Source organism: Mesorhizobium sp. C372A (genome assembly GCF_030323245.1).
In the GTDB taxonomy this organism is placed as follows: Bacteria; Pseudomonadota; Alphaproteobacteria; order Rhizobiales; family Rhizobiaceae; genus Mesorhizobium.
Genome location: NZ_CP100475.1, coordinates 4,233,361 through 4,252,175, shown reverse-complemented (window position 1 = coordinate 4,252,175; position 18,815 = coordinate 4,233,361). Strand labels below are relative to the sequence as shown.

The following is an 18,815-nucleotide window of genomic DNA, read 5'->3' as shown; positions in this document are numbered from 1 at the left end:
GCGACAAAGGACCGGCCGGCGGTCAAGAACCAGGCGTCCACGCATCGTAGTCGCCCGTCACCTGCGGACGGTGCTGATTGGTGAGCACGGAACCCTTCGGGCGATAAGCCGCCGGTGTTCCCGTGAGGTTCGGCTCATGCGCCTTTTCCCATTCGCGCGGCCGATAGTCGTCGCTTGGCGGCGCCACATCGACGCGGTGATGCATCCAGCCGTGCCAGCCCGGAGGGATCGCCGACGCCTCCGAATAATTGGCGTAGATGATCCAGCGGCGGGTGCGGCCTTCCGAATCGACGCCGCCTTCGTAGTAGACATTGCCGGCCCCATCCTGGCCGACCTTGTTGCCGTGGCGCCAGGTGTGAAAACGGGTTCCCAGCGTCTGGCGGTTCCACCAGGTGAAAAACTGCAGAAGGAAAGTTTTCATTCAGATCCTCGCGGGCGCGCGGCGGTGGCTGTTCCCTGCTTATGGCGTCAGGCCTTGGCGAAGGCAAGGGTTTTGCGGCGCCTGCGGCACTGACGGCATGCCGAAACGCTCGGTCATTGGCCGATCCATTTCGCACCTGCGAACCGACGCTTGCCAAGCCGGCTGCGTCTTCCTAAAGCTCTCATCGCCCGGCGCTGCCGCATGACCCCGAAAATCGAAATCGATTTTCGGAAAGGATCATGCGCAAACCAAAGTGCTACAGCGTCCTTTGCGCGTCCACGGGACGCGCGGCGCTGTAGTCAACGCCGGCTGCGGGAGGTGAGGAATGGCCTTAGCTGTCGCCAGGATCAGTGCGGAGACAATACGCGCCCGCAAGGGCGGCGTGCCGGTCGTATGCCTTACCGCTTACACCTATCCCGTCGCCCGCCTGCTCGACGATCATGTCGACCTTCTCCTGGTCGGCGACAGCGTTGCCATGGTGCTGCATGGCCACAAGACCACGCTCGGCGCCTCGCTGGAGATGATGATCGCCCATGGCCAGGCCGTGATGCGCGGTTCGTCAAAGGCCTGCGTGGTGGTCGACATGCCGGCCGGCAGCTACGAGACTTCGGCCGCGCAAGCCCTTGCCTCGGCGCGCCGCATCTCTGAGGAAACCGGCTGCGAGGCGGTGAAGCTGGAAGGCGGCGTCGAAGTCGCCCTCCAGATCGCCGCAATCGTCACGGCCGGCATTCCAGTGATGGGCCATATCGGCTTGCAGCCGCAATCGGTGGAAAAGGACGGTGGCTACAAGATCAAGGGCCGCACGCCGGAGAATGTGGCCGCGCTCATGCGCGACGCCGACGCGGTCGCAAAGGCCGGCGCGTTTTCGCTGGTCATCGAAGGCACGGTCGAGACCGTTGCCGCCGACCTCACCCGGCACATTACCATTCCTACCATCGGCATCGGCGCCAGCCGCGATTGCGACGGCCAGATCCTGGTCATCGACGACATGGTCGGCCTGACGGTCGACCGGGTGCCGAAATTCGTCAAGGAATACGCCGATTTGCGCAGCGCTGTCGCCGATGCCGCGGCGCGTTATGCGGCGGAGGTGCGCAGCCGCACCTTCCCCGGGCCGGGCCACGTCTTTTCAGCCGCGAGCGACAAGGACAAGGCATGAACCGGCCCCCCATCCGCCAGCCGCTCGTCGTCGACACCGTGCCCGGCCTTCGCGCGCAGATCCGCGAATGGCGGCGCGAAGGCCTGAGCGTCGCCATGGTGCCGACCATGGGCGCTTTGCATGACGGCCATATCTCGCTGGTCGGGGCTGCGCTCGCAACGGCCGATCGCTGCGTCGTCTCCATCTTCGTCAACCCGGCCCAGTTCGCCCCCACTGAAGATCTCGACAAGTATCCGCGGCAGCTGGCCCGCGATCTCGACCGGCTGACCGAGGCCGGCGCACAGCTTGCCTTCACGCCTACGGTTTCCGAAATGTATCCGGCAGGCTTTGCGACGAAGATTTCGGTCGGCGGCCCGTCTTCTGGCCTGGAATCGGATTTCAGGCCGACCTTCTTCGAGGGCGTCGCCACGGTCGTGGCCAAGCTCTTTCTGCAAGCCCTGCCCGACTACGCCATCTTCGGCGAAAAAGACTACCAGCAGCTTTGCGTCGTCCGAAAGCTCTGCCGCGATCTTGACCTTCCGGTGGAAATCGTCGGCGCGCCAACCGTGCGCGATGCGCATGGCCTGGCAATGTCGTCGCGCAACGCCTATCTCGACGCCGCCGAGCTCGACGTCGCGCGACAGCTCAATGTCATCTTGCGCCAGACGGCGGCAGCGCTCGCGGCCGGTGCCGATGAAAACGGCGTGACCGGTAAAGCCACTGCCGCGCTTCTCGAGGCAGGCTTCGACAGCGTCGACTATGTCGCCGCGCGCGAGAGCCTGACGCTCACCTCGTGGCGGCGTGACGGCGATGGCCGCCTGCTTGCCGCGGCGTGGCTTGGCAGAACCAGGTTGATCGACAATGTGGAAGTTTACTCATTTATTCCCTGAAAAATTCCAATTCCGTTCACTTTGATTTGTATCGCAGAGCGGCCCGAGCGCTCTTAGACAACGGCTCATCAGGTACGTTCTGGCCAGCCCGTAAGCGCTCACGATACACCGAACGCCGCTGTGAGACGTTTCACAGACGTAACCAAGCCGGCTATGTTGTGTGCGACCCCAGGCAGAGACAGTGTGTGACCTGCCACTACGCTGCAATCCTTACGAGGCTCTACGTGTCTGTCCAGGCCAACATAGTCGGTCGCGCCCTGCCGCAGATCGTCGAGGCAATCTACGATTCGATTGTCGATGTCGGCCGTTGGCCATCGACGCTTGAATCAATCTGCAAATTGGCGCTCGGCCGGCTTGCCATGCTGGCGGTCGTCGATACGGCGAGAAACTCGGCCCGGTTTTCGACTTCCTGCGGCGATCCGGTTCTGCTTGAGCCGCTGCAGCGCGACTACGCCTGCGAGGTGCCCTTTTTCAAGGCGGTGCCGAAGATGGAAGTCGACATACCGTTGACCGTCGACAGCGTCTACGCCCTGCAAGGCCCTGACGCCCGCCAGAACTGGCTCGAAAGCCGCATCGTGCGCGAGTGGGTGGAACCCAACCGTCTCGACGATTTCTTCTGGGTAGCGCTGATGAAGCAGCCGGCGCGCACCGGCACGCTGATGGTGGTTACCGACAAGGACAGGCCCCAGATTTCAGCCAGGGATATCGACCTGATGTCCAGGCTCGCCCCCCATGTCCGGCGTGCGGTGACCATCGGCGACCTGTTCGAGGCCGAGCGGCGCAAGGCCGACATCTTTCGCTCGATCCTTGAGAGCCTCGACCATCCAGTGCTGATCGTCGCCGACGATATGCAGATCATTTTCGCCAATCCGGCAGCCGAAGCCCTGCTCACCGAAACCGCCTCAGTGTCCTCGGTGCGCGGCCAGCTGTCCTTCGCTTATGCCAACGCCAACACCGCCATCGGCCGCGCCGTCCAGCTCGGCACGCGCGACGAATTCGCGCTCGGACCGTCCGGCATCAACATTCCGCTGGTGAAGGCCATGTCTCCGGCGGTGGCGCATGTCATGCCTCTGGCGCGACGCGACATTTCGGCCCGCATGTCGCCGCGCGCCGCCGCGGCCATCTTCATTGCCGCCGCCGGCGCCGCATCAGTGCCGGCGCTGGAAGCGATCGCTGCGCTGTTCGGACTGACCGCAGCGGAAAAGCGTGTCGCCGGCCATGTCGCCGCCGGGCTGACACGGCGTGAAATCGCGGCTGCCAGCGGCGTCTCGGACGGCACCGTCAAATCACAGCTGGCAACCATCTTCGACAAGACCGCCACCGGCGACCAGCGAGAGCTGGAACTCCTGATGCGCGAATTGACGCCGCCGCTGCGCTCGGCCTGAAGCCATACTCGGAGCCAATCATCAAATTTTTCAACTATTTGCCGGTACGCAGGCGTAATCCACAATACCAAGCCGGCATCGTTGCAATTCGGCCAAAATCATGGTGCGGTTCTGCTCCGGTCCGGAGACGGTGCATCGTGCACGACCGGACGTGGAAAACCATTTCCTGGGCGGTCCCCGAACTTGATACCGACACGAATTGAACGGCTGCTGCCTTACCTCTTCCTGCTGGCCCTGCTTTGCATCGCGCTCGCTTTCCGTCCGCTACTGCCGGTCGACGAGACGCGTTATCTCAGCGTCGCCTGGGAGATGTATCTCGGTGGACATGTCTTCGTACCGACGATGAACTTTGCGCCCTATCTGCAGAAGCCGCCGCTGTTGTTCTGGCTCATCGATCTCGTCTGGAACATCTTCGGTGTGAGCCGCGCGGCGGCGATGCTCGTCATCTTCGCTGCCTCGTCGCTGGTCATCTGGCTGACGACACTTCTGGCCAAAACCCTGTTTCCCGAGCGCCCGGAAATCGCCAGTCGCATCCCCTGGCTGGTGGCCGGCAGCACCGTCTTTGTCATCTATTCGACCCTGATCCTGTTCGACATGCTTTTGACGGCCTGTGTGGTCGCCGCACTGCTGGCGTTGCTGGGCTTCGCCAGGACCGGCAACCGCTGGCAGGCGGTGCTGGCGGGTCTCTTCATCGGGCTCGGCGTGCTGGCCAAAGGCCCGGTCGTGCTCATTCACATCGGCGCGCCCGTCCTGCTCTATCCCCTCTGGCGTGACCGGCGAGCCGGCCTTGCCCCTTTGCAGTTCTTTGCCGGAGCCGGCCTGGCAATTCTCGCCGCCCTTGCCCCGGTCGCTATATGGCTGGCGCCCGCGACCATCCTGACCAAGGGCAGTTTCGTCTACGATCTCGTCTGGAACCAGTCGGCAGGTCGGGTTACCGGAAGCCTGCACAATTCGCATGGCCGGCCGTTTTACTTTTACCTGATGCTGTTGCCGCTCATGTTCGTGCCCTGGGCCGTTATCCCCCCGGTGTGGCGGCTGAGGCCGGTTGCCCGGATACGCAGCCTGATCGACACCAAATCCCCGGATCTGCGTGCCCTGCGCCTGCTGTCGTTCTCGTTCATTGCGGTGCTGCTGGTCTTCAGCGCCATATCCGGCAAGCAGCCGCACTATGTCGTGCCGGCACTACCGTTCGCGACCATTCTGCTGGGCTATTTCATGGCCGAGATTTCAGTCGCCAGGCTGAGGGCGACGGCCTTTGTCATGCTTGCCCTTTTCGCCATCGGCCACGCCGCCGCCTCGGCGACCGTGTTCAAACGCTACGATCTCACGCAGCTGGCGAGCTTCATCGACGAACGAAAGGACGCCGACTGGGCCGTCGCTTACGACTATCAGGGCGAGGTCGGTTTCCTTGGGCGAATAGAGAAGCCATTCGAGAACGCCGACAAGCCTGAGGAATGGCTCAAGTCTCACCCCGGCGGCTACGTCATCGAAAAGCAATCGAAAGATCCGGGCACATCCGAACAGATCGCCTTCCGGCAGCCGGTGGAACGCGGCTATCTGGTCGTGCTGAAAGGACAGCACTGAGCGTTTCGTCGGGCGCCTATCCCAGCGGTTTCTCGAAGATCAGCGCCGGCAACCCCGAACCGCCGCCGCAATCGGCGGTGCTGCCGACCGGCAAAAATCCCTTCGAACGGTAGAAGGCGATGGCCGGCACGTTGGCCTCTTCCACCTCGACGCGCAACCTGTTCGTCTCGGGAAAGCTGGCTTCGACCTCGTCCAGCAAGGCCTGGCCGATGCCTTGCCGCTGGCAGGCCGGCAGTACATAGAGCTGGTTCAGCAGCACGATCTTCGCATCCGTCGTTGCGGCGGCAAAAGCCATGCCGCCGATACGCTTGCCGTCATCGGCGACCAGGAATTCCGAGTTCGGCCTTGTCAGCCGCGCCTTGAGCGAGGCGATCGAATGCCAGTCGTCGGTAATTTCGATCACCCGCTGGGCGCCATAGATCGCGTCGTAGGTTGCGTGCCAGGTTTCGACCAGCAGCGCGCGGACAGCGGCAAGGTCACGTTCGCTGGCGGTGCGGACGAACATTGTTCTATTCGATACCGAGCTTGGCCTTGACCAGATCGTTGACCGCCTGCGGGTTGGCCTTGCCGCCGGTGGCTTTCATCACCTGGCCGACGAACCAGCCGGCCATGGTCGGCTTGGCGCGAGCCTGCTCGACCTTGTCGGGGTTGGCGGCGATCACCTCGTCGACCGCTTTCTCGATGGCGCCGGTGTCGGTGACCTGCTTCATGCCGCGGCTTTCGACCAACTGGCGCGGATCGCCGCCCTCGTTCCAGACGATCTCGAACAGATCCTTGGCGATCTTGCCGGAGATGGTGCCTTCCTTGATCAGGTCGATCACGGCACCGAGCTGCTCCGGTGTTACAGGAGCATTTTCAATGCCCTTGCCGGCCTTGTTAAGCTGGCCGAGCAGGTCATTGATGACCCAGTTGGCGGCAAGCTTGCCGTCGCGGCCCGAGGCCACCTGCTCGAAATAGTCGGCGATCGGCTTTTCCGACACCAGGATCGAGGCGTCGTAGGTCGACAGGCCAAGTGAAGAGATCAGCCGCGCCTTCTTGTCGTCGGGCAGTTCCGGCAACTCCTTGGCCAGCGCGTCGACATAGGCCTGGTCGAACTCCAGCGGCAAAAGGTCGGGATCGGGGAAGTAGCGGTAGTCATGCGCCTCTTCCTTGCTGCGCATCGAGCGCGTCTCGCCTTTGACGGCGTCGAACAGCCTGGTTTCCTGGTCGATCTTGCCGCCATCCTCGAGGATGGCGATCTGGCGGCGCGCCTCGAACTCGATGGCCTGGCCGATGAAGCGGATCGAGTTGACGTTCTTGATCTCACAGCGCGTACCGAATTCGCCGCCGGGCCTGCGAACGGAGACGTTGACGTCGGCGCGCATCGAACCTTCGTCCATGTTGCCGTCGCAAGTGCCGAGATAGCGCACGATGGTGCGCAGCTTGGTGACATACGCCTTGGCCTCGTCGGCGGAGCGCATGTCGGGCTTGGAGACAATCTCCATCAGCGCCACGCCGGAGCGGTTGAGATCGACATAGGACATGGTGGGATGCTGGTCGTGCATCGACTTGCCGGCGTCCTGCTCCAGGTGCAGGCGCTCGATGCCGATCTCGATGTCCTCGAACTTGCCCTGCCGGTCGGGACCGACCGAAATGACGATCGTGCCTTCGCCAACGATCGGCTGCTTGAACTGCGATATCTGGTAGCCCTGCGGCAGGTCGGGATAGAAATAGTTTTTCCGGTCGAACACCGACTTGTGGTTGATCTGCGCCTTCAATCCGAGGCCGGTGCGGATCGCCTGCTTGACGCATTCCTCATTGATGACCGGCAGCATGCCGGGCATGGCCGCGTCGACGAGGCTGACATTGGCGTTGGGCGCCGCGCCGAAAGTCGTCGACGCCCCGGAAAACAGCTTTGCTTCCGAGGTCACCTGCGCATGAACCTCGAGGCCGATGATGATCTCCCAATCGCCGGTAGCGCCGGGAATAAAACGTTTGGCATCGGGCGTGCGGGTATCGATAAGGGTCATGGTGGCCTGCGCTTTTGGCTCGCGAAAACTGCGATTTTCGCGAATTTGGGTATCGGTCTTCGCTAGTGCAAACCGCTTCGCGAGACAAGCGCCCAAAGCAGCGCAGAGCAGCGGGCTGGCCTTTTCAGCCCTTTTCGGCCGCTCGGCAACCGATGAATGAACGCCGCCGGCCGGTATTCGGTCGGCGGTCTCTTCGTCAGGTCAGGCCGTTGCGATATAGGCCCTGATCTCGTCGGCCTCGCGCTCGACATCCTCGATGCGGCGCTTGACCACGTCGCCGATCGACACGATACCGTCGAGCAGCCCGTCCTTTTCCACCGGCAGATGGCGGAAACGGCCTTTGGTCATGATCTCCATCACCTCGTTGACCGTGTGGTTCTCGTTGCAGATCTTCACTTTCGGCGTCATCGCCGAGCGTACCGTTATATCAAGTGCGGCAGCGCCTTCCCTGGCAACGACCCGCACGATGTCACGCTCGGAAAGGATGCCGACGATCTTGCGATCGCCATTGGTGATGACCAGTGCACCGATCTTGTGGTCGGCCAGGATTCGAATGGCTTCGCTGAGCTTTACATTCGGCCCGAGCGTGAACACGTCATGGCCTTTTCTCTCGAGAATTGCCTTAACCGTCATGGCGTCCTCCTCCTCCTGCTTGGCTAGCCAGCTCCCGCCCTGACCGGCTTCACATAAGAGTGAACATCGTGCGCCGTGATCGGTTGCTTTTCAAGTGTGCCAGTGGGGTGGGCCAGTGGGGTGCCCCAATAGAGTGCGCTAGTCGAGGGTGCGCTGGTCGTCGGGGATCTCCCATTCAGGCGCCCGCCAGCGCCGGTCGAACCAGCGCAACCCGAAGAAGCCGGCGACGAGGCCGCCAATGTGCGCTTCCCAGGCGATCTGGCCGGGTTCTCCGAGCCCGAGACCGTAAAGGCCGGTGGCGAGGTTGATGACCATCCAGGCGCCGAGAAAATTGACGACGCCGCGCATGCGCAAAACCATTGCGATCGGCAGCATGGGACCGGCAAAGGCCGCCCTGCCGGAGGAGCGCTCGGTACGGAACCCGAAGCGAGCCGCCGCACCCATCATGCCCGATATCGCCCCGGAAGCGCCGACCAGCGGTGCTTCGCCGTGTGGATGGACCGCCCAGAACAGCACCACCGCGGCCAGCCCGGTGGCGGCGAAAAACAAGGCGAACCAGAACCAGCCGAGACGGTTGGCCAGCGGCGACCCGAAGGCGGCCAGCGCAACCATGTTGATGGCAATGTGGGCAACGCCACCATGCATGAAGGCATAGGTGAAAGGACGGGTGAAGAGGAACCAGTCGAAACCGTATTGGCCGGTGTAGAGGACCGGAATGAAGGCGCCGTCGGTGAGCAATGTTATCTGCTGCTCTTCGGTCAGCACATATTGCTGCAGCAGGAAGACGGCAACGCAGATGCCGATCACCGCCAGCACCGCCGGTGGCAGGTTGAACACCGGCTCGCGGCGCGGCGGCGGCGCCTCCGCGGTCTGTTCGGTCTCCAGGGGGCCGGCCGGTTCGCTCATATGCTCTGATCCAGGGATTTGCGTGTCGCGAGCATCTAGGCCATGCCCGGACAAATCACAAACTACGAATCACAAAGCGCGAATCACAAACCGCGAATCAAAAAGAAGCCGTCCAAGGTTTCCCTTGAACGGCTGGTCGAGCCCCCTGCTCCCCTAAAACTATTGACCGAAGTGCTGTTGGTCGTCGCGAAACGACCGCTTCTGGAGTGGTTTTGGTGTGCCATGGCAAGCCTGCGCGCGCAACGTAAACCACTTGTTAACCTTAACGCCCCCGACCCGTGAACAAGTCTTAACGACGCTGGCACGCATCCTGCTCCGGAACGCATGTAGGTCATCGGAGGGCGCCCTTTCTGTTCACCGATGGGACCATCAGACGGCAGAATGCGCGGAGTTTAATAGCATGAACCAGAACGGATCAATCGCGCTGTTCCATTATTGGAATCGCCTGCGTGGTGGACGTCCTGCCCCAAAGCGTTCGGAGATCGAACCTGCCGACATCAAGGCGCTTTTGGCCGACACCTTCATCCTGGAAAGGGATACGCGTGGCGAAGCGGTGTTCCGGCTTGCCGGCACCAGGCTTTGCGCCGGCTACGGCCGCGAGCTCAAGGGTTTTTCGTTCCCCTCGCTATGGCGTGAGAAGGACCAGCGGCTGGTGTCGCGCCTCATTCACGGGGTTTTCGAGCAGAAATCCGTGGTGCTGATCACTTATGAGGGGTTCAGCCGCAGCGGCCGTTCCAACCACTTCGAACTGCTTGCGCTGCCGCTCGATGGCGGCGTCGAGAACCCGCGCTGCCTCGGCGTCATCAGCGCCGTGGAAAAGCCGTTCTGGCTGGGCGCCGACCCGATCACCGATGCGCTGATCGATGCCATCCACGTCATCGATCCCGACAAGGACCCGATGTTCCTGAAAAACCGGCCGGAAATATCCGTTCCGTCGTTGGCTCCCGAACTCGAAGCGCCGGAGACCATCTCGGCGCTCGGTCGCTCGCGCCGTATCCGCCACCTCGTCGTGTTCGACGGCGGGCGCGAGCAATAGTCTCCAAGCCGGCGCTAATCTTAACTATCGGCGGCCCGCTTTTCCCCTTTGTTAACCTGCTTGGCTGTAGTTTTTGCCGAGATTCCACGCACGACGCGGGAATGCCAACGGGGTGTAGGCAGTCATGAGGTCAGCGGCGGTCGAATACGCACCGTCCCGCGCCGAAAGGCGTAATTTTCAGCGCGTCCGGGTCAAGATCTACGGGCGCTTCATGCTGGAGGACCGCACCGAGCACCCCTGCCAGGTCGTCGATATGTCGCCGGGCAATGTCGCGCTGCGCACCGAGCGCGTCGGCATGCCGGGCGAAAAAATCATTGCCTATATCGATCATATCGGCCGCATCGAGGGCGTGGTGACGCGCACTTCGCAGGACGGCTTTGCCATGACCGTCATTGCCTCGGATCGCAAGAAGGACAAACTGGCCGCGCAGTTGACCTGGCTCGCCAACAAGCATGAACTCGACCTGCCGGAAGACCGCCGCCACGAACGCGTGGCGCCGCGCAACCCGACAAGCGTGCTGCAGCTCACCGATGGGCGGCAGTACCAGTGCCGCATCATCGACCTGTCGCTGTCGGGCGCGGCGGTCGAGATCGACGTCAAGCCGGCGCTCGGCATCCAGGTGATGCTGGGCACCATGCGTGGCCAGGTGGTGCGTCATTTCGAGGATGGCGTCGCCATCGAATTCGCCGTCATCCAGCGCCCGGAAACGCTCGATTCCGAGTTCAACGCTCCGCGCGCCTGAACGATCGGCAACAGGCAGCAAAGACGAACCCGCCCTGCGCGGCCGGTTTTTGTTGCCGGCGTTCCGCCTGCCTCTGCAGCTTGTAGCGGCACTCGCAAATCCACGGCTCCACCCGGAATCCGCGCCTCCGACACCGCGGTTTTACGCCGAGACCCTGAACGATTTTATATTAAAATAGATCAAATTTTACGCTTATTCTATTGGGGTTTTACTCAATGTCTACTTCGGGTTTTTGCGTCAAATAAATCCAACGCTGTCATTGTCTCCTCAAACGGGGAGACTGACGAATGGCAAAGACGTGGGGCAAGCTGTTGCTCATGGCAATGGCGATGCAGCTTCCCGCTTGGGGAACGGCGCAAGCAGCAGGACCGGCCTACATGCACACTGGCGGCCGCACGACACAGCCGGTCGGTCACTACGAATTCTGCCAGAAGCTGCCGCAGGAATGCGCTCAGCGCACGCCGAAGCAGACACCGGTCGAACTGACCCGCAAGCTGTGGGCGGCGATCGTCGACGTCAACAATTCTGTCAACACCCGGATCGTGCCGCGCACCGACATGGAAATGTGGGGCAAGGAAGAGGTCTGGTCCTATCCCGACAGCGGCTTCGGCGACTGCGAGGATTATGCGCTGGAGAAGCGCCGCGAATTGATGGCGCTTGGCGTTCCCGCCGGCAATCTCTTGATGACCGTGGCGCGCCAACAAAATGGCGACGGCCATGCGGTGCTGACCGTGCGCACCAGCCTCGGCGAGTTCATCCTCGATAATCTGGAGTCCAAGGTGCTGTCCTGGACCGACACCGACTACACCTACCTGAAGCGCCAGTCCGACCAGAATTCCGGCGTGTGGGTGACGATCAACGACGGCCGCGCCGACGCGGTCGCCAGCGTCCGCTAGGACGCCATTACAGAGGTCAAGCACATCGAATAATGCGACGTGCCTAACGAGAAAGCCCGGTCGAGTCCCCACCCTCCCCGTCCCCAACGACCGGGTTTTAAGGAGCCGGCCCCGTCCCCGGGCCGGCTCCACCATTTCAGACCATGATCCCGAACCGAAGGACCGCGTCAGCGAAAGCGAGAAACGATTTTTGCTGCGCTGACCCGCCGTTCGGGAAAGATCATCGTCAAACAGGAATAGAGTTCAGGCCTTCTTCAGCCCGGCCTTGAAGCGCTTGCCGTTGGCGACATAGTGCGCGGCCGAGGCGCGCAGCCTGGCGACCGCGGCATCGTCCAGCGTCCTGATCACCCGCGCGGGCGAGCCGACGATCAGGCAATTGTCGGGGAACTCCTTGCCTTCGGTGACCAGTGCGCCGGCGCCGACCAGGCAATTCCTGCCGATCCTGGCGCCGTTGAGCACGATGGTGCCCATGCCGATCAGGCTGTTGTCGCCGATCGTGCAGCCATGCAGCAAGGCGCGGTGGCCGATGGTGCAGCCTTGCCCTATCGTCAGCGGAAAGCCGGGATCGGTGTGCATCACCGTATGCTCCTGGACATTGCTGTCGGCACCGACGACGATCGGCTCATTGTCACCGCGGATGACTGCGCCAAACCAGAAGCCGGCATTGCGACCGACGCTGATGTCGCCGATCAAGGTCGCATCGGGCGCGATCCAGTTGCTGTCGGCATCCTCGAAACGGGGCGATTTTCCGTCGATTGCATAGGTCGGCATTTCCAGTCTCCGATTCGTCGCAGGCCGGGACAAACCCTAGAACAATCCTGGGAAAACCGCGTAGCGGTTTCCCCAGCAATTGCCTCAAGGCAAATACCGCGCCAGCGATTCCACCAAAAGCTGAAGCGCACCAGGAGAGCCAATGCCCCAGGAGGCAATGGCGATCAGCACGATGCCCAGCGCCAGCGCCCAGGCGATCACCGTGCAGCCGCAGGACACCAGCATCAGCATCGAAATGCGGCCTTCGCGCCGCGCATCGAGCGCATCGTTGGCGAGCATGAACGGACCGGCGCAAGCGGTCGCGGCCAGCGAGCGCAGGATGTACGCCGGCGACACATAAGGCTCGGCAAAGGCAAGCCGGCGGCCCGCCGCCAGTTCCATCACGGACCCGGTAAGCCCGCAGGCAGTGAGGCCGACTGCAGAAGCGAAGAGAACGGGCAGCAGCAGGCTCATCTTTACCTTCCGTTTACCATGAGATCGCACAGTCGCGTCCAGCGCAGCAAGAGCCGTGCCACGGCATGTGTGCCGCCCAGGGACAGACGGCGGCGACTATGGGGATTGCGATGAAGCAGGCAGCGACCGCCGAAGAGTTCAACGTCGTCGATTCCGTGCTGATGAAGCGGGTGTTCTATGCCTTTGCCGCACTGGCGCTGCTGTCGCTGGCGATCAGCCTTGGCGGAAAATGGTTCGGCCGCTCGATCGCCATGGCCGGCTACACCGACGACACCACAGTCCACAAGGTGGTGATCGGCAACAATGTCATTGCCGTGCCGGCCAACGCCATCCGCTTCCTGCAGGCGCGGCGCGACGGCATCGCTTCGCGCCTCGACCTTTATCTGCGCTATCCCCAGATGGACGGCTACAGCGAAGCCGCACGCGACGATTTCAACCACACGGGCACGGCCAAGAACATCATCTTCCTGTCGTTCGAACCGCAGATGATGTCGCGCGACATGAGCGGCCGTTTCGCGCCGATCTATAGCGCGCTGATCAGCCAGCCCGGCGCGCCCGGCCCCGGCGGCACGACGATTTACGGCTTTAGCGAAAAATCAGGCTATCTCAACGAGGTGCTTGCGGTCGCCGACCGGGCCGGCAAGGACCCGTTCGTCGCCCGCTGCCTGAGCGGACCGAGCGCCGAGGAATCGCTGGCGCCCTGCGAGCGCGACATCCAGGTCGGCGACAGCCTCAGCCTGACCTACCGCTTTCCCCGGGAGTTGCTGGGCAACTGGCCAGCGCTTGACGCCGCTATCGTCGCCGAGGCCACGCGCGTCTTAAAGACCGCACGGTAGCGGCCCTCTGCTTTTGTCATACATGGGCGCGAAGCCGCGCGGACCCGAGGATCCGTTCCATGCCCTTAAGGCAGCGAAGCGGTGCAGAATTACTGTTGGGAAGCAGCAGAGGCAGTTCTGGACCGCCACATTCCTGAGCCGAGGCCTGGAATATATCCCAGGGTCTCAGCGACGCCGCTGTGCGGCTGCTTCTCCCCGGGATGACGATGGCGCAGCTGGCTGCCGCCAATCGCCGAAGTCCGTAGCCGTCTGGGCTCAGGCCAGATCGATGTCGAGGATCGCCATCGAGAAATTATAGTCGCCGTCGTCTTCGTCCTTGAAGACGATGCCGAGGAACTCGTCGCCGACATAGACCTCGGCCGAATCTTCCTTGCGCGGCCGCGCCTTCACCTCGAGTTTGGGATTCTGGAAGACGCGCTTGAAATAGGCGTCCAGCTTTCTGATTTCGTCCGGCTTCAAAAGTCTTCTCCGATCGTCGGGCTTGCTCGTTGGAACGCGCTTCTGGCACGTCGACAATGGCGATGTAAAGGCAAGCCGGCTGGATAGAACGCGAACCCTGGGGCCGGATGATTTCAGGTCGAATCCAAATCCGCCTCTAAATCAAGGAGGTAGAGCATGATGTCGTCCGAAAACCGCCTCACACTTTTCGGCATCATGCTCCAGGGGCAACGGCGCCGGCAACCGGACTCAGTCCGGCACGCCGGGTGTTGCAAATCAGATGTCGAAGCTGACGACCTGGTCCATCGATTGCGACGGCAAAAGCTGGTCCATCTGGCGCGAAGGCTGGTCGCAGCCGGTCTCGCCGACGACGCGGGCCGGTACGCCGGCAACCGTCTTGTTGTGCGGCACCGGCGACAGCACGACCGAGCCTGCCGCGATCTTCGAGCAATGGCCGATCTCGATATTGCCGAGAATCTTGGCGCCGGCGCCGATCAGTACGCCGTAACGGATCTTGGGGTGACGGTCGCCGCCGGCTTTGCCGGTGCCGCCCAGCGTCACGCCATGCAGGATCGACACATCGTCCTCGATCACCGCCGTCTCGCCGACGACGAGGCCGGTGGCGTGGTCGATGAAGATGCCCTTGCCGATGCGGGCGGCCGGGTTGATGTCGGTCTGGAACACCGAGGACGAGCGGCTCTGCAGATAGAGCGCGAAATCCTTGCGGCCCTGATTCCACAGCCAATGTGCCAGCCTGTGCGTCTGGATCGCATGGAAACCCTTGAAATAGAGCACCGGCATGATGAAGCGGTCGCAGGCCGGATCGCGGTCGTAATAGGCCTGGATGTCGACACGCACGATCGACGACCATTCCTTGTCGTCGGCCAGCATCGACTTGAACGTCTGGCGGATGAGGTCGGAGCCGATGTCCTGATGCGCGAGCCGCTCGGCGAGCCGATGGATGACAGCTTCCTCCAGGCTCTCCTGGTTGAGGATGGTCGAATAGAGGAACGCCGCCAGAAGCGGGTCGCGGTTGACCGCTTCCATCGCCTCGTCGCGGACCGAACGCCAGATCGGATCGACCGGCTGGACCATTGTGGGGCGGGAAATGCTGATGCTGTTCATCGACGTCTTGTCCTGCGTCCTGGCCGCTTGCCTATTCTCCGGCGGCACATATAAGCCAGATCATAGCACGATTGAACTCAATTTTCCTTAGTGCTCGGTGAAATGGATTTGGTTCACGGAAATTCAAGCCGCCATGGAAAACGAACCCTTGATCGACGCTCCGCTGAAACGCGCGCTCTCCGCGCTCTATCAAGCTCCGGATCGCCACTATCACAACCTCGCCCATATCGAGGCGTTGCTGGCGCTGGCGGACGAATATCGAGCATCGCTGCATGATTCCGGCGCCGTCGAAGCCGCAATCTGGTTCCATGACGCCATATATGACAGCCGCGCCAAGGACAACGAGGCCAGGAGTGCAGCACTTGCGCAGGACAAACTTGCCGCCCGCACCGATCCGGAGCGCCTCGGCCGCATCGCGGCGATGATCGTCGCCACTGCCACGCATGAACTGCCCAGCCTTCAACCACGGGGCCTTGCCGATGAGAACGCCCTCCACGACGCAGCGCTTTTCCTCGACATGGACCTGGCGATACTGGGTGCGTCAGCCGACGCTTTCGACGCCTATGAACAAGCGGTCCGACGCGAATATGGCTGGGTCGAGGAGCCTATGTGGCGCGCCGGCCGCGGCGCGATTCTCAAGACTTTCCTCGCGCGCCAGCATATTTTTCACACGCAGGAATTCCGCCACAGGTTCGAGCCCCAGGCCAGGCAAAACCTGGCGCGGTCTCTAGAAACGCTCAAATCCTAATCCGGAAATGTCCCCATGCGCTGCGCATAGGCTTTGAAACCGGCGCGCCTGTAGACCGATTGCGCGGCCGGATGGTCGTATGTGTCGGTATGAAGCCAGACCCTTTGCGGCGCCCGCGACCAGATGGCGCGAAGCGCCTGGTCGAGCAGGAACGGGCCGAGCCTGCGACCCTGGAAGGCGGGAACCAGCCCGAAATGAACCAGCTCGACCTCAGGCTGGCCGACGCCGTTGAATTCGCACAGGCCAGCGGCCTCGCCCTCGACGCGCAGCACATGGATATGTGTCGAGGGCAGCGCCAGCAGGCGCTCGAGGTCTTCCGCCGGCATGCGCAGCCGCTGGTCCCACTGCACCGGCTCGCCGACAGCGCGGTAGAGGCTGAGATAGGCGGCGCGGTCCAGCCTCTCACGCACAACCCTGGCACTTGCCGCCGGGTTGGCGCGCGCAGGCGCCAGATCGGCCTGGCGCATTTCCATATAGGTGACGAAAAGTTCAACCAAAGCGGCACCGCCTCCGGCTGCAAGCCAGACGAAGATCGATCACCTGAAGGCGCCAACGGATTTGGTCGCCGCCCAAACAAAGAACAGGCCGATCACCAACGACAGCCCGTTGAGGAGGATACCCATGATGCCGAGGACATGATTGTCGTTTGAACGTCCCAGTGCCATCAAGCCAAAAACCACGCCGGTGATGTGCGCCAGCGGCGCCGCAACGAGAAACACCACCAGAAAAACCCCGCCGAGGACGTTTTGAGCGGCCAGCGACGCCTCGCCTGGCATCAACGCCAGCGTGACCACCGCCGCAAAATCCATTGCGAACGCCAGCAGGGCCAGGATCACCGAGCGTTTGCCCAAGCTGCTCCGCCCCACCACGCCGGGCATTGCTATCGTGCTTCTTCCCCATCCGGCCATTACTCGTCCCCGATCAGGTGAAAGCGCCTATCGTCGATGCCATTGCCACAAGCAGCAGGAAGCCAACCGCCAGGGAGCCGCCGTTGAGCAGGATGCCGACGACCCCAAGCACGCGGCTATCGTTCGAACGCACCAGCGCCATCAGTCCGAAAATCAATCCGGCAATATGCGCCAACGGCCCTGCCAGCAGGAAAACCGCCATGAAGAAACCCGTGGCGATGTTCTGGGCACGCTCGGATGCGTGGGTCGGAAGCGCCACCATTGTGGTCAGCGCCATCACACCGGCACCGAAGGCGAGCAGCGCCAGGATGACGGAACGCTTGCCGAACTTGCTTGTCACGACGGCGCCCGGCAGAGCGTCGGCGCTTCTTCCCCATTGTGCCATTGTTTGCCACCCCTCGCCGGCCGCCCAATCCATATCGCCCGAAAATCGCTTACCGGTTAAAGCGGATTTTCGGCATAAAACTCCAAAACCCGCTGCTTGAAGGTCTTGTCGCCCACAGCCAGCATATGGTCGCGGCCGTCTATGTGAAACACCTTGGCGTTCGGCATCAGCGCGGCGAGCTCGTCGGGCGAGCCGCCGATATCGTCTGTCGTCCCGACCGCAATCAGCGTTGGTTGGGCGATGCGCGTCATGTCGTCTTCGCTGAGCAGTTCGCGCGACGTGGCGATGCAGGCGGCCAGCGCGCGGCGGTCGCTGCGCGTCTGATCGGCAAAGGCGCGAAACGAGCGACCGCGCGGATGGCTGGTGGCGGCCGGATCGTTGGCCAGCAGCGCCTCGGCGATCGGATCCCAGTCGCCGACGCCGTCGACCATGCCGATCCCGAGCCCGCCGAAGACAAGCGTCGCCACCTTGTCGGGATCCGACAGTGCCAGGAACGCCGCGATGCGCGCGCCCATCGAATAGCCCATGACATGCGCGCGGCCGATGCCAAGATGGTCGAGCAGGGCCGCCGCGTCCGAGCCCATCTTGGCCGGGGTGTAGTCGGCCTCGTCATAGCTTTTCGACGACGAGCCGTGGCCGCGATTGTCGAAGGCGATGGCGCGATAGCCGGCATCGTTCAGCGTCTTGAACCAGCCGGGCGATACCCAGTTGACATAGTGGCTGGAGGCAAAGCCGTGGATCATCAGCACCGGATCGCCCGCCCCCGACGCCGGCTGGCGGTCGAGGAAGGCGAAGTCGAACCCGTCATGGGAGAAGAATTGCATCGGGAGCGGCTCAGCCGGCGCCGGGCGTGGGCGCGTTGCCCTTGTCCGATGGCGGCATGCCGGGGCCGGACACCGTGCCGACGGCCGGATGGCGCAGCAGATCGCCATAGTCGATGCCGTTTTTGGCGGCGGTGCCGGCCTTGAGCTCCAGCACGAAGCGCACTGGCACACCCGGCGAGATGACTGCATCGGACAATGGAGTGCCGTGCTTGACGGCCCGGACCTTGCCGTCCTGTCCAACAAAGATCAGGTCGAGCGGCATCGGCGTGTTGTGCATCCAGAAGCCGACCTGCTTCTGCATCTCGAAGACGAACAGCATGCCATGATTGTCGGCCATATCCTGGCGATACATCAGGCCGGCCTCGCGTTCCGAGTCGGTGTCGGCGACTTCGATCGAAAAGGATTTATCGCCCCCTTTCGTCGCCACGACCAATGGTGTCGGATCGACGGGAAGGATCATCGCCTGACCGCCGGCGATCGTCTGCTGGGATGCGGTCGGCTGCCCGGAATAGAAGTAAGCGCCTGCGGCTACCGCAACGATGACGCAGAGCGCGCCCGCTGTCAGCCAGTTCCTGTACGCCATTGGAAATCCTCGACCAAAGACCATGATCCCTAAAAGTGGTCTCAGGTATTCGGATAAGATCGTGGTGAAACCAAGAAAAACGCCGTCCTGACTTCCTCAGGAAGGCT

The 18,815-nt window shown here is 62.6% G+C and carries 23 protein-coding genes; 9 read left to right on the top strand and 14 right to left on the bottom strand.

Annotated elements, in window-relative coordinates:
* Window positions 1-22: 22 nt before the first annotated feature.
* Window positions 23-421, bottom strand: coding sequence for an NADH:ubiquinone oxidoreductase subunit NDUFA12 (locus NLY42_RS20210; protein WP_023710575.1), 399 nt, complete (start codon window positions 419-421; stop codon window positions 23-25).
* Window positions 422-746: 325 nt separating this feature from the next.
* On the opposite strand from NLY42_RS20210, the gene panB reads away from it, so the two are divergent.
* The 4 genes from panB (at window position 747) to NLY42_RS20190 (ending at window position 5,415) form a co-directional block, all read left to right on the top strand.
* Complete coding sequence (gene panB / locus NLY42_RS20205; protein ID WP_023681501.1) at window positions 747-1,577, top strand: 3-methyl-2-oxobutanoate hydroxymethyltransferase; 831 nt, start codon at window positions 747-749, stop codon at window positions 1,575-1,577.
* Window positions 1,574-2,446 carry a pantoate--beta-alanine ligase gene (panC, locus tag NLY42_RS20200; RefSeq protein WP_444849040.1) on the top strand — a complete coding sequence of 291 codons (873 nt, stop codon included), beginning with the start codon at window positions 1,574-1,576 and terminating at the stop codon, window positions 2,444-2,446. The genes panB and panC overlap by 4 nt, the downstream gene beginning before the upstream one ends.
* Before the next feature lie 224 nt (window positions 2,447-2,670).
* Entirely contained in the window at window positions 2,671-3,831 is a 1,161-nt protein-coding gene (locus NLY42_RS20195) for a helix-turn-helix transcriptional regulator (RefSeq protein ID WP_023738939.1), read from the top strand.
* A gap of 183 nt (window positions 3,832-4,014) precedes the next feature.
* Entirely contained in the window at window positions 4,015-5,415 is a 1,401-nt protein-coding gene (locus NLY42_RS20190) for an ArnT family glycosyltransferase (protein WP_050591055.1), read from the top strand.
* Window positions 5,416-5,431: 16 nt separating this feature from the next.
* On the opposite strand, the gene NLY42_RS20185 is transcribed toward NLY42_RS20190, so the two are convergent.
* The 4 genes from NLY42_RS20185 to NLY42_RS20170 all read right to left on the bottom strand — a co-directional run bounded on the left by NLY42_RS20185 (window position 5,432) and on the right by NLY42_RS20170 (window position 8,963).
* Entirely contained in the window at window positions 5,432-5,920 is a 489-nt protein-coding gene (locus tag NLY42_RS20185) for a GNAT family N-acetyltransferase (RefSeq protein WP_023738941.1), read from the bottom strand.
* 4 nt (window positions 5,921-5,924) lie between these two features.
* Window positions 5,925-7,424 carry an Asp-tRNA(Asn)/Glu-tRNA(Gln) amidotransferase subunit GatB gene (gene gatB, locus NLY42_RS20180; protein WP_023753293.1) on the bottom strand — a complete coding sequence of 500 codons (1,500 nt, stop codon included), beginning with the start codon at window positions 7,422-7,424 and terminating at the stop codon, window positions 5,925-5,927.
* A 201-nt stretch (window positions 7,425-7,625) separates the two neighbouring features.
* Window positions 7,626-8,057, bottom strand: coding sequence for a CBS domain-containing protein (locus tag NLY42_RS20175; RefSeq protein ID WP_023667498.1), 432 nt, complete (start codon window positions 8,055-8,057; stop codon window positions 7,626-7,628).
* Between the two features lie 138 nt (window positions 8,058-8,195).
* A complete protein-coding gene (locus NLY42_RS20170) occupies window positions 8,196-8,963 on the bottom strand; it encodes a rhomboid family intramembrane serine protease (protein ID WP_023753294.1) in 768 nt (255 codons plus the stop codon).
* Between the two features lie 400 nt (window positions 8,964-9,363).
* Between NLY42_RS20170 and NLY42_RS20165 the strand changes: the two genes are divergently transcribed.
* The 3 genes from NLY42_RS20165 to NLY42_RS20155 all read left to right on the top strand — a co-directional run bounded on the left by NLY42_RS20165 (window position 9,364) and on the right by NLY42_RS20155 (window position 11,637).
* Entirely contained in the window at window positions 9,364-9,999 is a 636-nt protein-coding gene (locus NLY42_RS20165; RefSeq protein ID WP_023706619.1) for a PAS domain-containing protein, read from the top strand.
* A 124-nt stretch (window positions 10,000-10,123) separates the two neighbouring features.
* Window positions 10,124-10,741 (top strand): PilZ domain-containing protein, encoded by a 618-nt coding sequence (locus NLY42_RS20160; RefSeq protein WP_023667501.1) that lies wholly within the window; start codon window positions 10,124-10,126, stop codon window positions 10,739-10,741.
* 287 nt (window positions 10,742-11,028) lie between these two features.
* Window positions 11,029-11,637: a transglutaminase-like cysteine peptidase gene (locus tag NLY42_RS20155; RefSeq protein WP_023753295.1), complete on the top strand. Its 609-nt coding sequence runs from the start codon at window positions 11,029-11,031 to the stop codon at window positions 11,635-11,637.
* A 243-nt stretch (window positions 11,638-11,880) separates the two neighbouring features.
* On the opposite strand, the gene NLY42_RS20150 is transcribed toward NLY42_RS20155, so the two are convergent.
* On the bottom strand, window positions 11,881-12,408 hold the full coding sequence (locus tag NLY42_RS20150; protein WP_023710583.1) for a gamma carbonic anhydrase family protein: 528 nt from the start codon (window positions 12,406-12,408) through the stop codon (window positions 11,881-11,883).
* Between the two features lie 84 nt (window positions 12,409-12,492).
* Window positions 12,493-12,861: a DUF6949 family protein gene (locus NLY42_RS20145; RefSeq protein ID WP_023710584.1), complete on the bottom strand. Its 369-nt coding sequence runs from the start codon at window positions 12,859-12,861 to the stop codon at window positions 12,493-12,495.
* Window positions 12,862-12,971: 110 nt separating this feature from the next.
* Here NLY42_RS20145 and NLY42_RS20140 point away from each other — a divergent pair, with 110 nt between their 5' ends.
* Window positions 12,972-13,697 carry a hypothetical protein gene (locus NLY42_RS20140; RefSeq protein ID WP_023734416.1) on the top strand — a complete coding sequence of 242 codons (726 nt, stop codon included), beginning with the start codon at window positions 12,972-12,974 and terminating at the stop codon, window positions 13,695-13,697.
* A gap of 255 nt (window positions 13,698-13,952) precedes the next feature.
* Here the strand turns inward: NLY42_RS20140 and NLY42_RS20135 are convergent, their stop codons facing one another.
* Complete coding sequence (locus tag NLY42_RS20135; RefSeq protein ID WP_006200852.1) at window positions 13,953-14,156, bottom strand: DUF3126 family protein; 204 nt, start codon at window positions 14,154-14,156, stop codon at window positions 13,953-13,955.
* A 255-nt stretch (window positions 14,157-14,411) separates the two neighbouring features.
* Window positions 14,412-15,260, bottom strand: a complete 849-nt coding sequence (cysE, locus tag NLY42_RS20130) for a serine O-acetyltransferase (protein WP_023667506.1) — start codon at window positions 15,258-15,260, stop codon at window positions 14,412-14,414.
* Window positions 15,261-15,393: 133 nt separating this feature from the next.
* Here cysE and NLY42_RS20125 point away from each other — a divergent pair, with 133 nt between their 5' ends.
* The gene (locus NLY42_RS20125; RefSeq protein ID WP_023725759.1) at window positions 15,394-16,008 is read left to right on the top strand and encodes an HD domain-containing protein; all 615 of its coding nucleotides are present in this window, start codon (window positions 15,394-15,396) and stop codon (window positions 16,006-16,008) included.
* On the opposite strand, the gene NLY42_RS20120 is transcribed toward NLY42_RS20125, so the two are convergent.
* The 5 genes from NLY42_RS20120 to NLY42_RS20100 all read right to left on the bottom strand — a co-directional run bounded on the left by NLY42_RS20120 (window position 16,005) and on the right by NLY42_RS20100 (window position 18,708).
* A complete protein-coding gene (locus NLY42_RS20120; protein WP_023753296.1) occupies window positions 16,005-16,505 on the bottom strand; it encodes a GNAT family N-acetyltransferase in 501 nt (166 codons plus the stop codon). The genes NLY42_RS20125 and NLY42_RS20120 overlap by 4 nt on opposite strands.
* Before the next feature lie 39 nt (window positions 16,506-16,544).
* Window positions 16,545-16,859, bottom strand: coding sequence for a hypothetical protein (locus NLY42_RS20115; protein ID WP_023744842.1), 315 nt, complete (start codon window positions 16,857-16,859; stop codon window positions 16,545-16,547).
* 70 nt (window positions 16,860-16,929) lie between these two features.
* Window positions 16,930-17,301 carry a hypothetical protein gene (locus NLY42_RS20110; RefSeq protein WP_023741428.1) on the bottom strand — a complete coding sequence of 124 codons (372 nt, stop codon included), beginning with the start codon at window positions 17,299-17,301 and terminating at the stop codon, window positions 16,930-16,932.
* Between the two features lie 56 nt (window positions 17,302-17,357).
* Complete coding sequence (locus NLY42_RS20105; RefSeq protein ID WP_023681517.1) at window positions 17,358-18,125, bottom strand: alpha/beta fold hydrolase; 768 nt, start codon at window positions 18,123-18,125, stop codon at window positions 17,358-17,360.
* 10 nt (window positions 18,126-18,135) lie between these two features.
* Window positions 18,136-18,708, bottom strand: coding sequence for a DUF192 domain-containing protein (locus NLY42_RS20100; RefSeq protein ID WP_023681518.1), 573 nt, complete (start codon window positions 18,706-18,708; stop codon window positions 18,136-18,138).
* Between the last annotated feature and the right edge of the window lie 107 nt (window positions 18,709-18,815).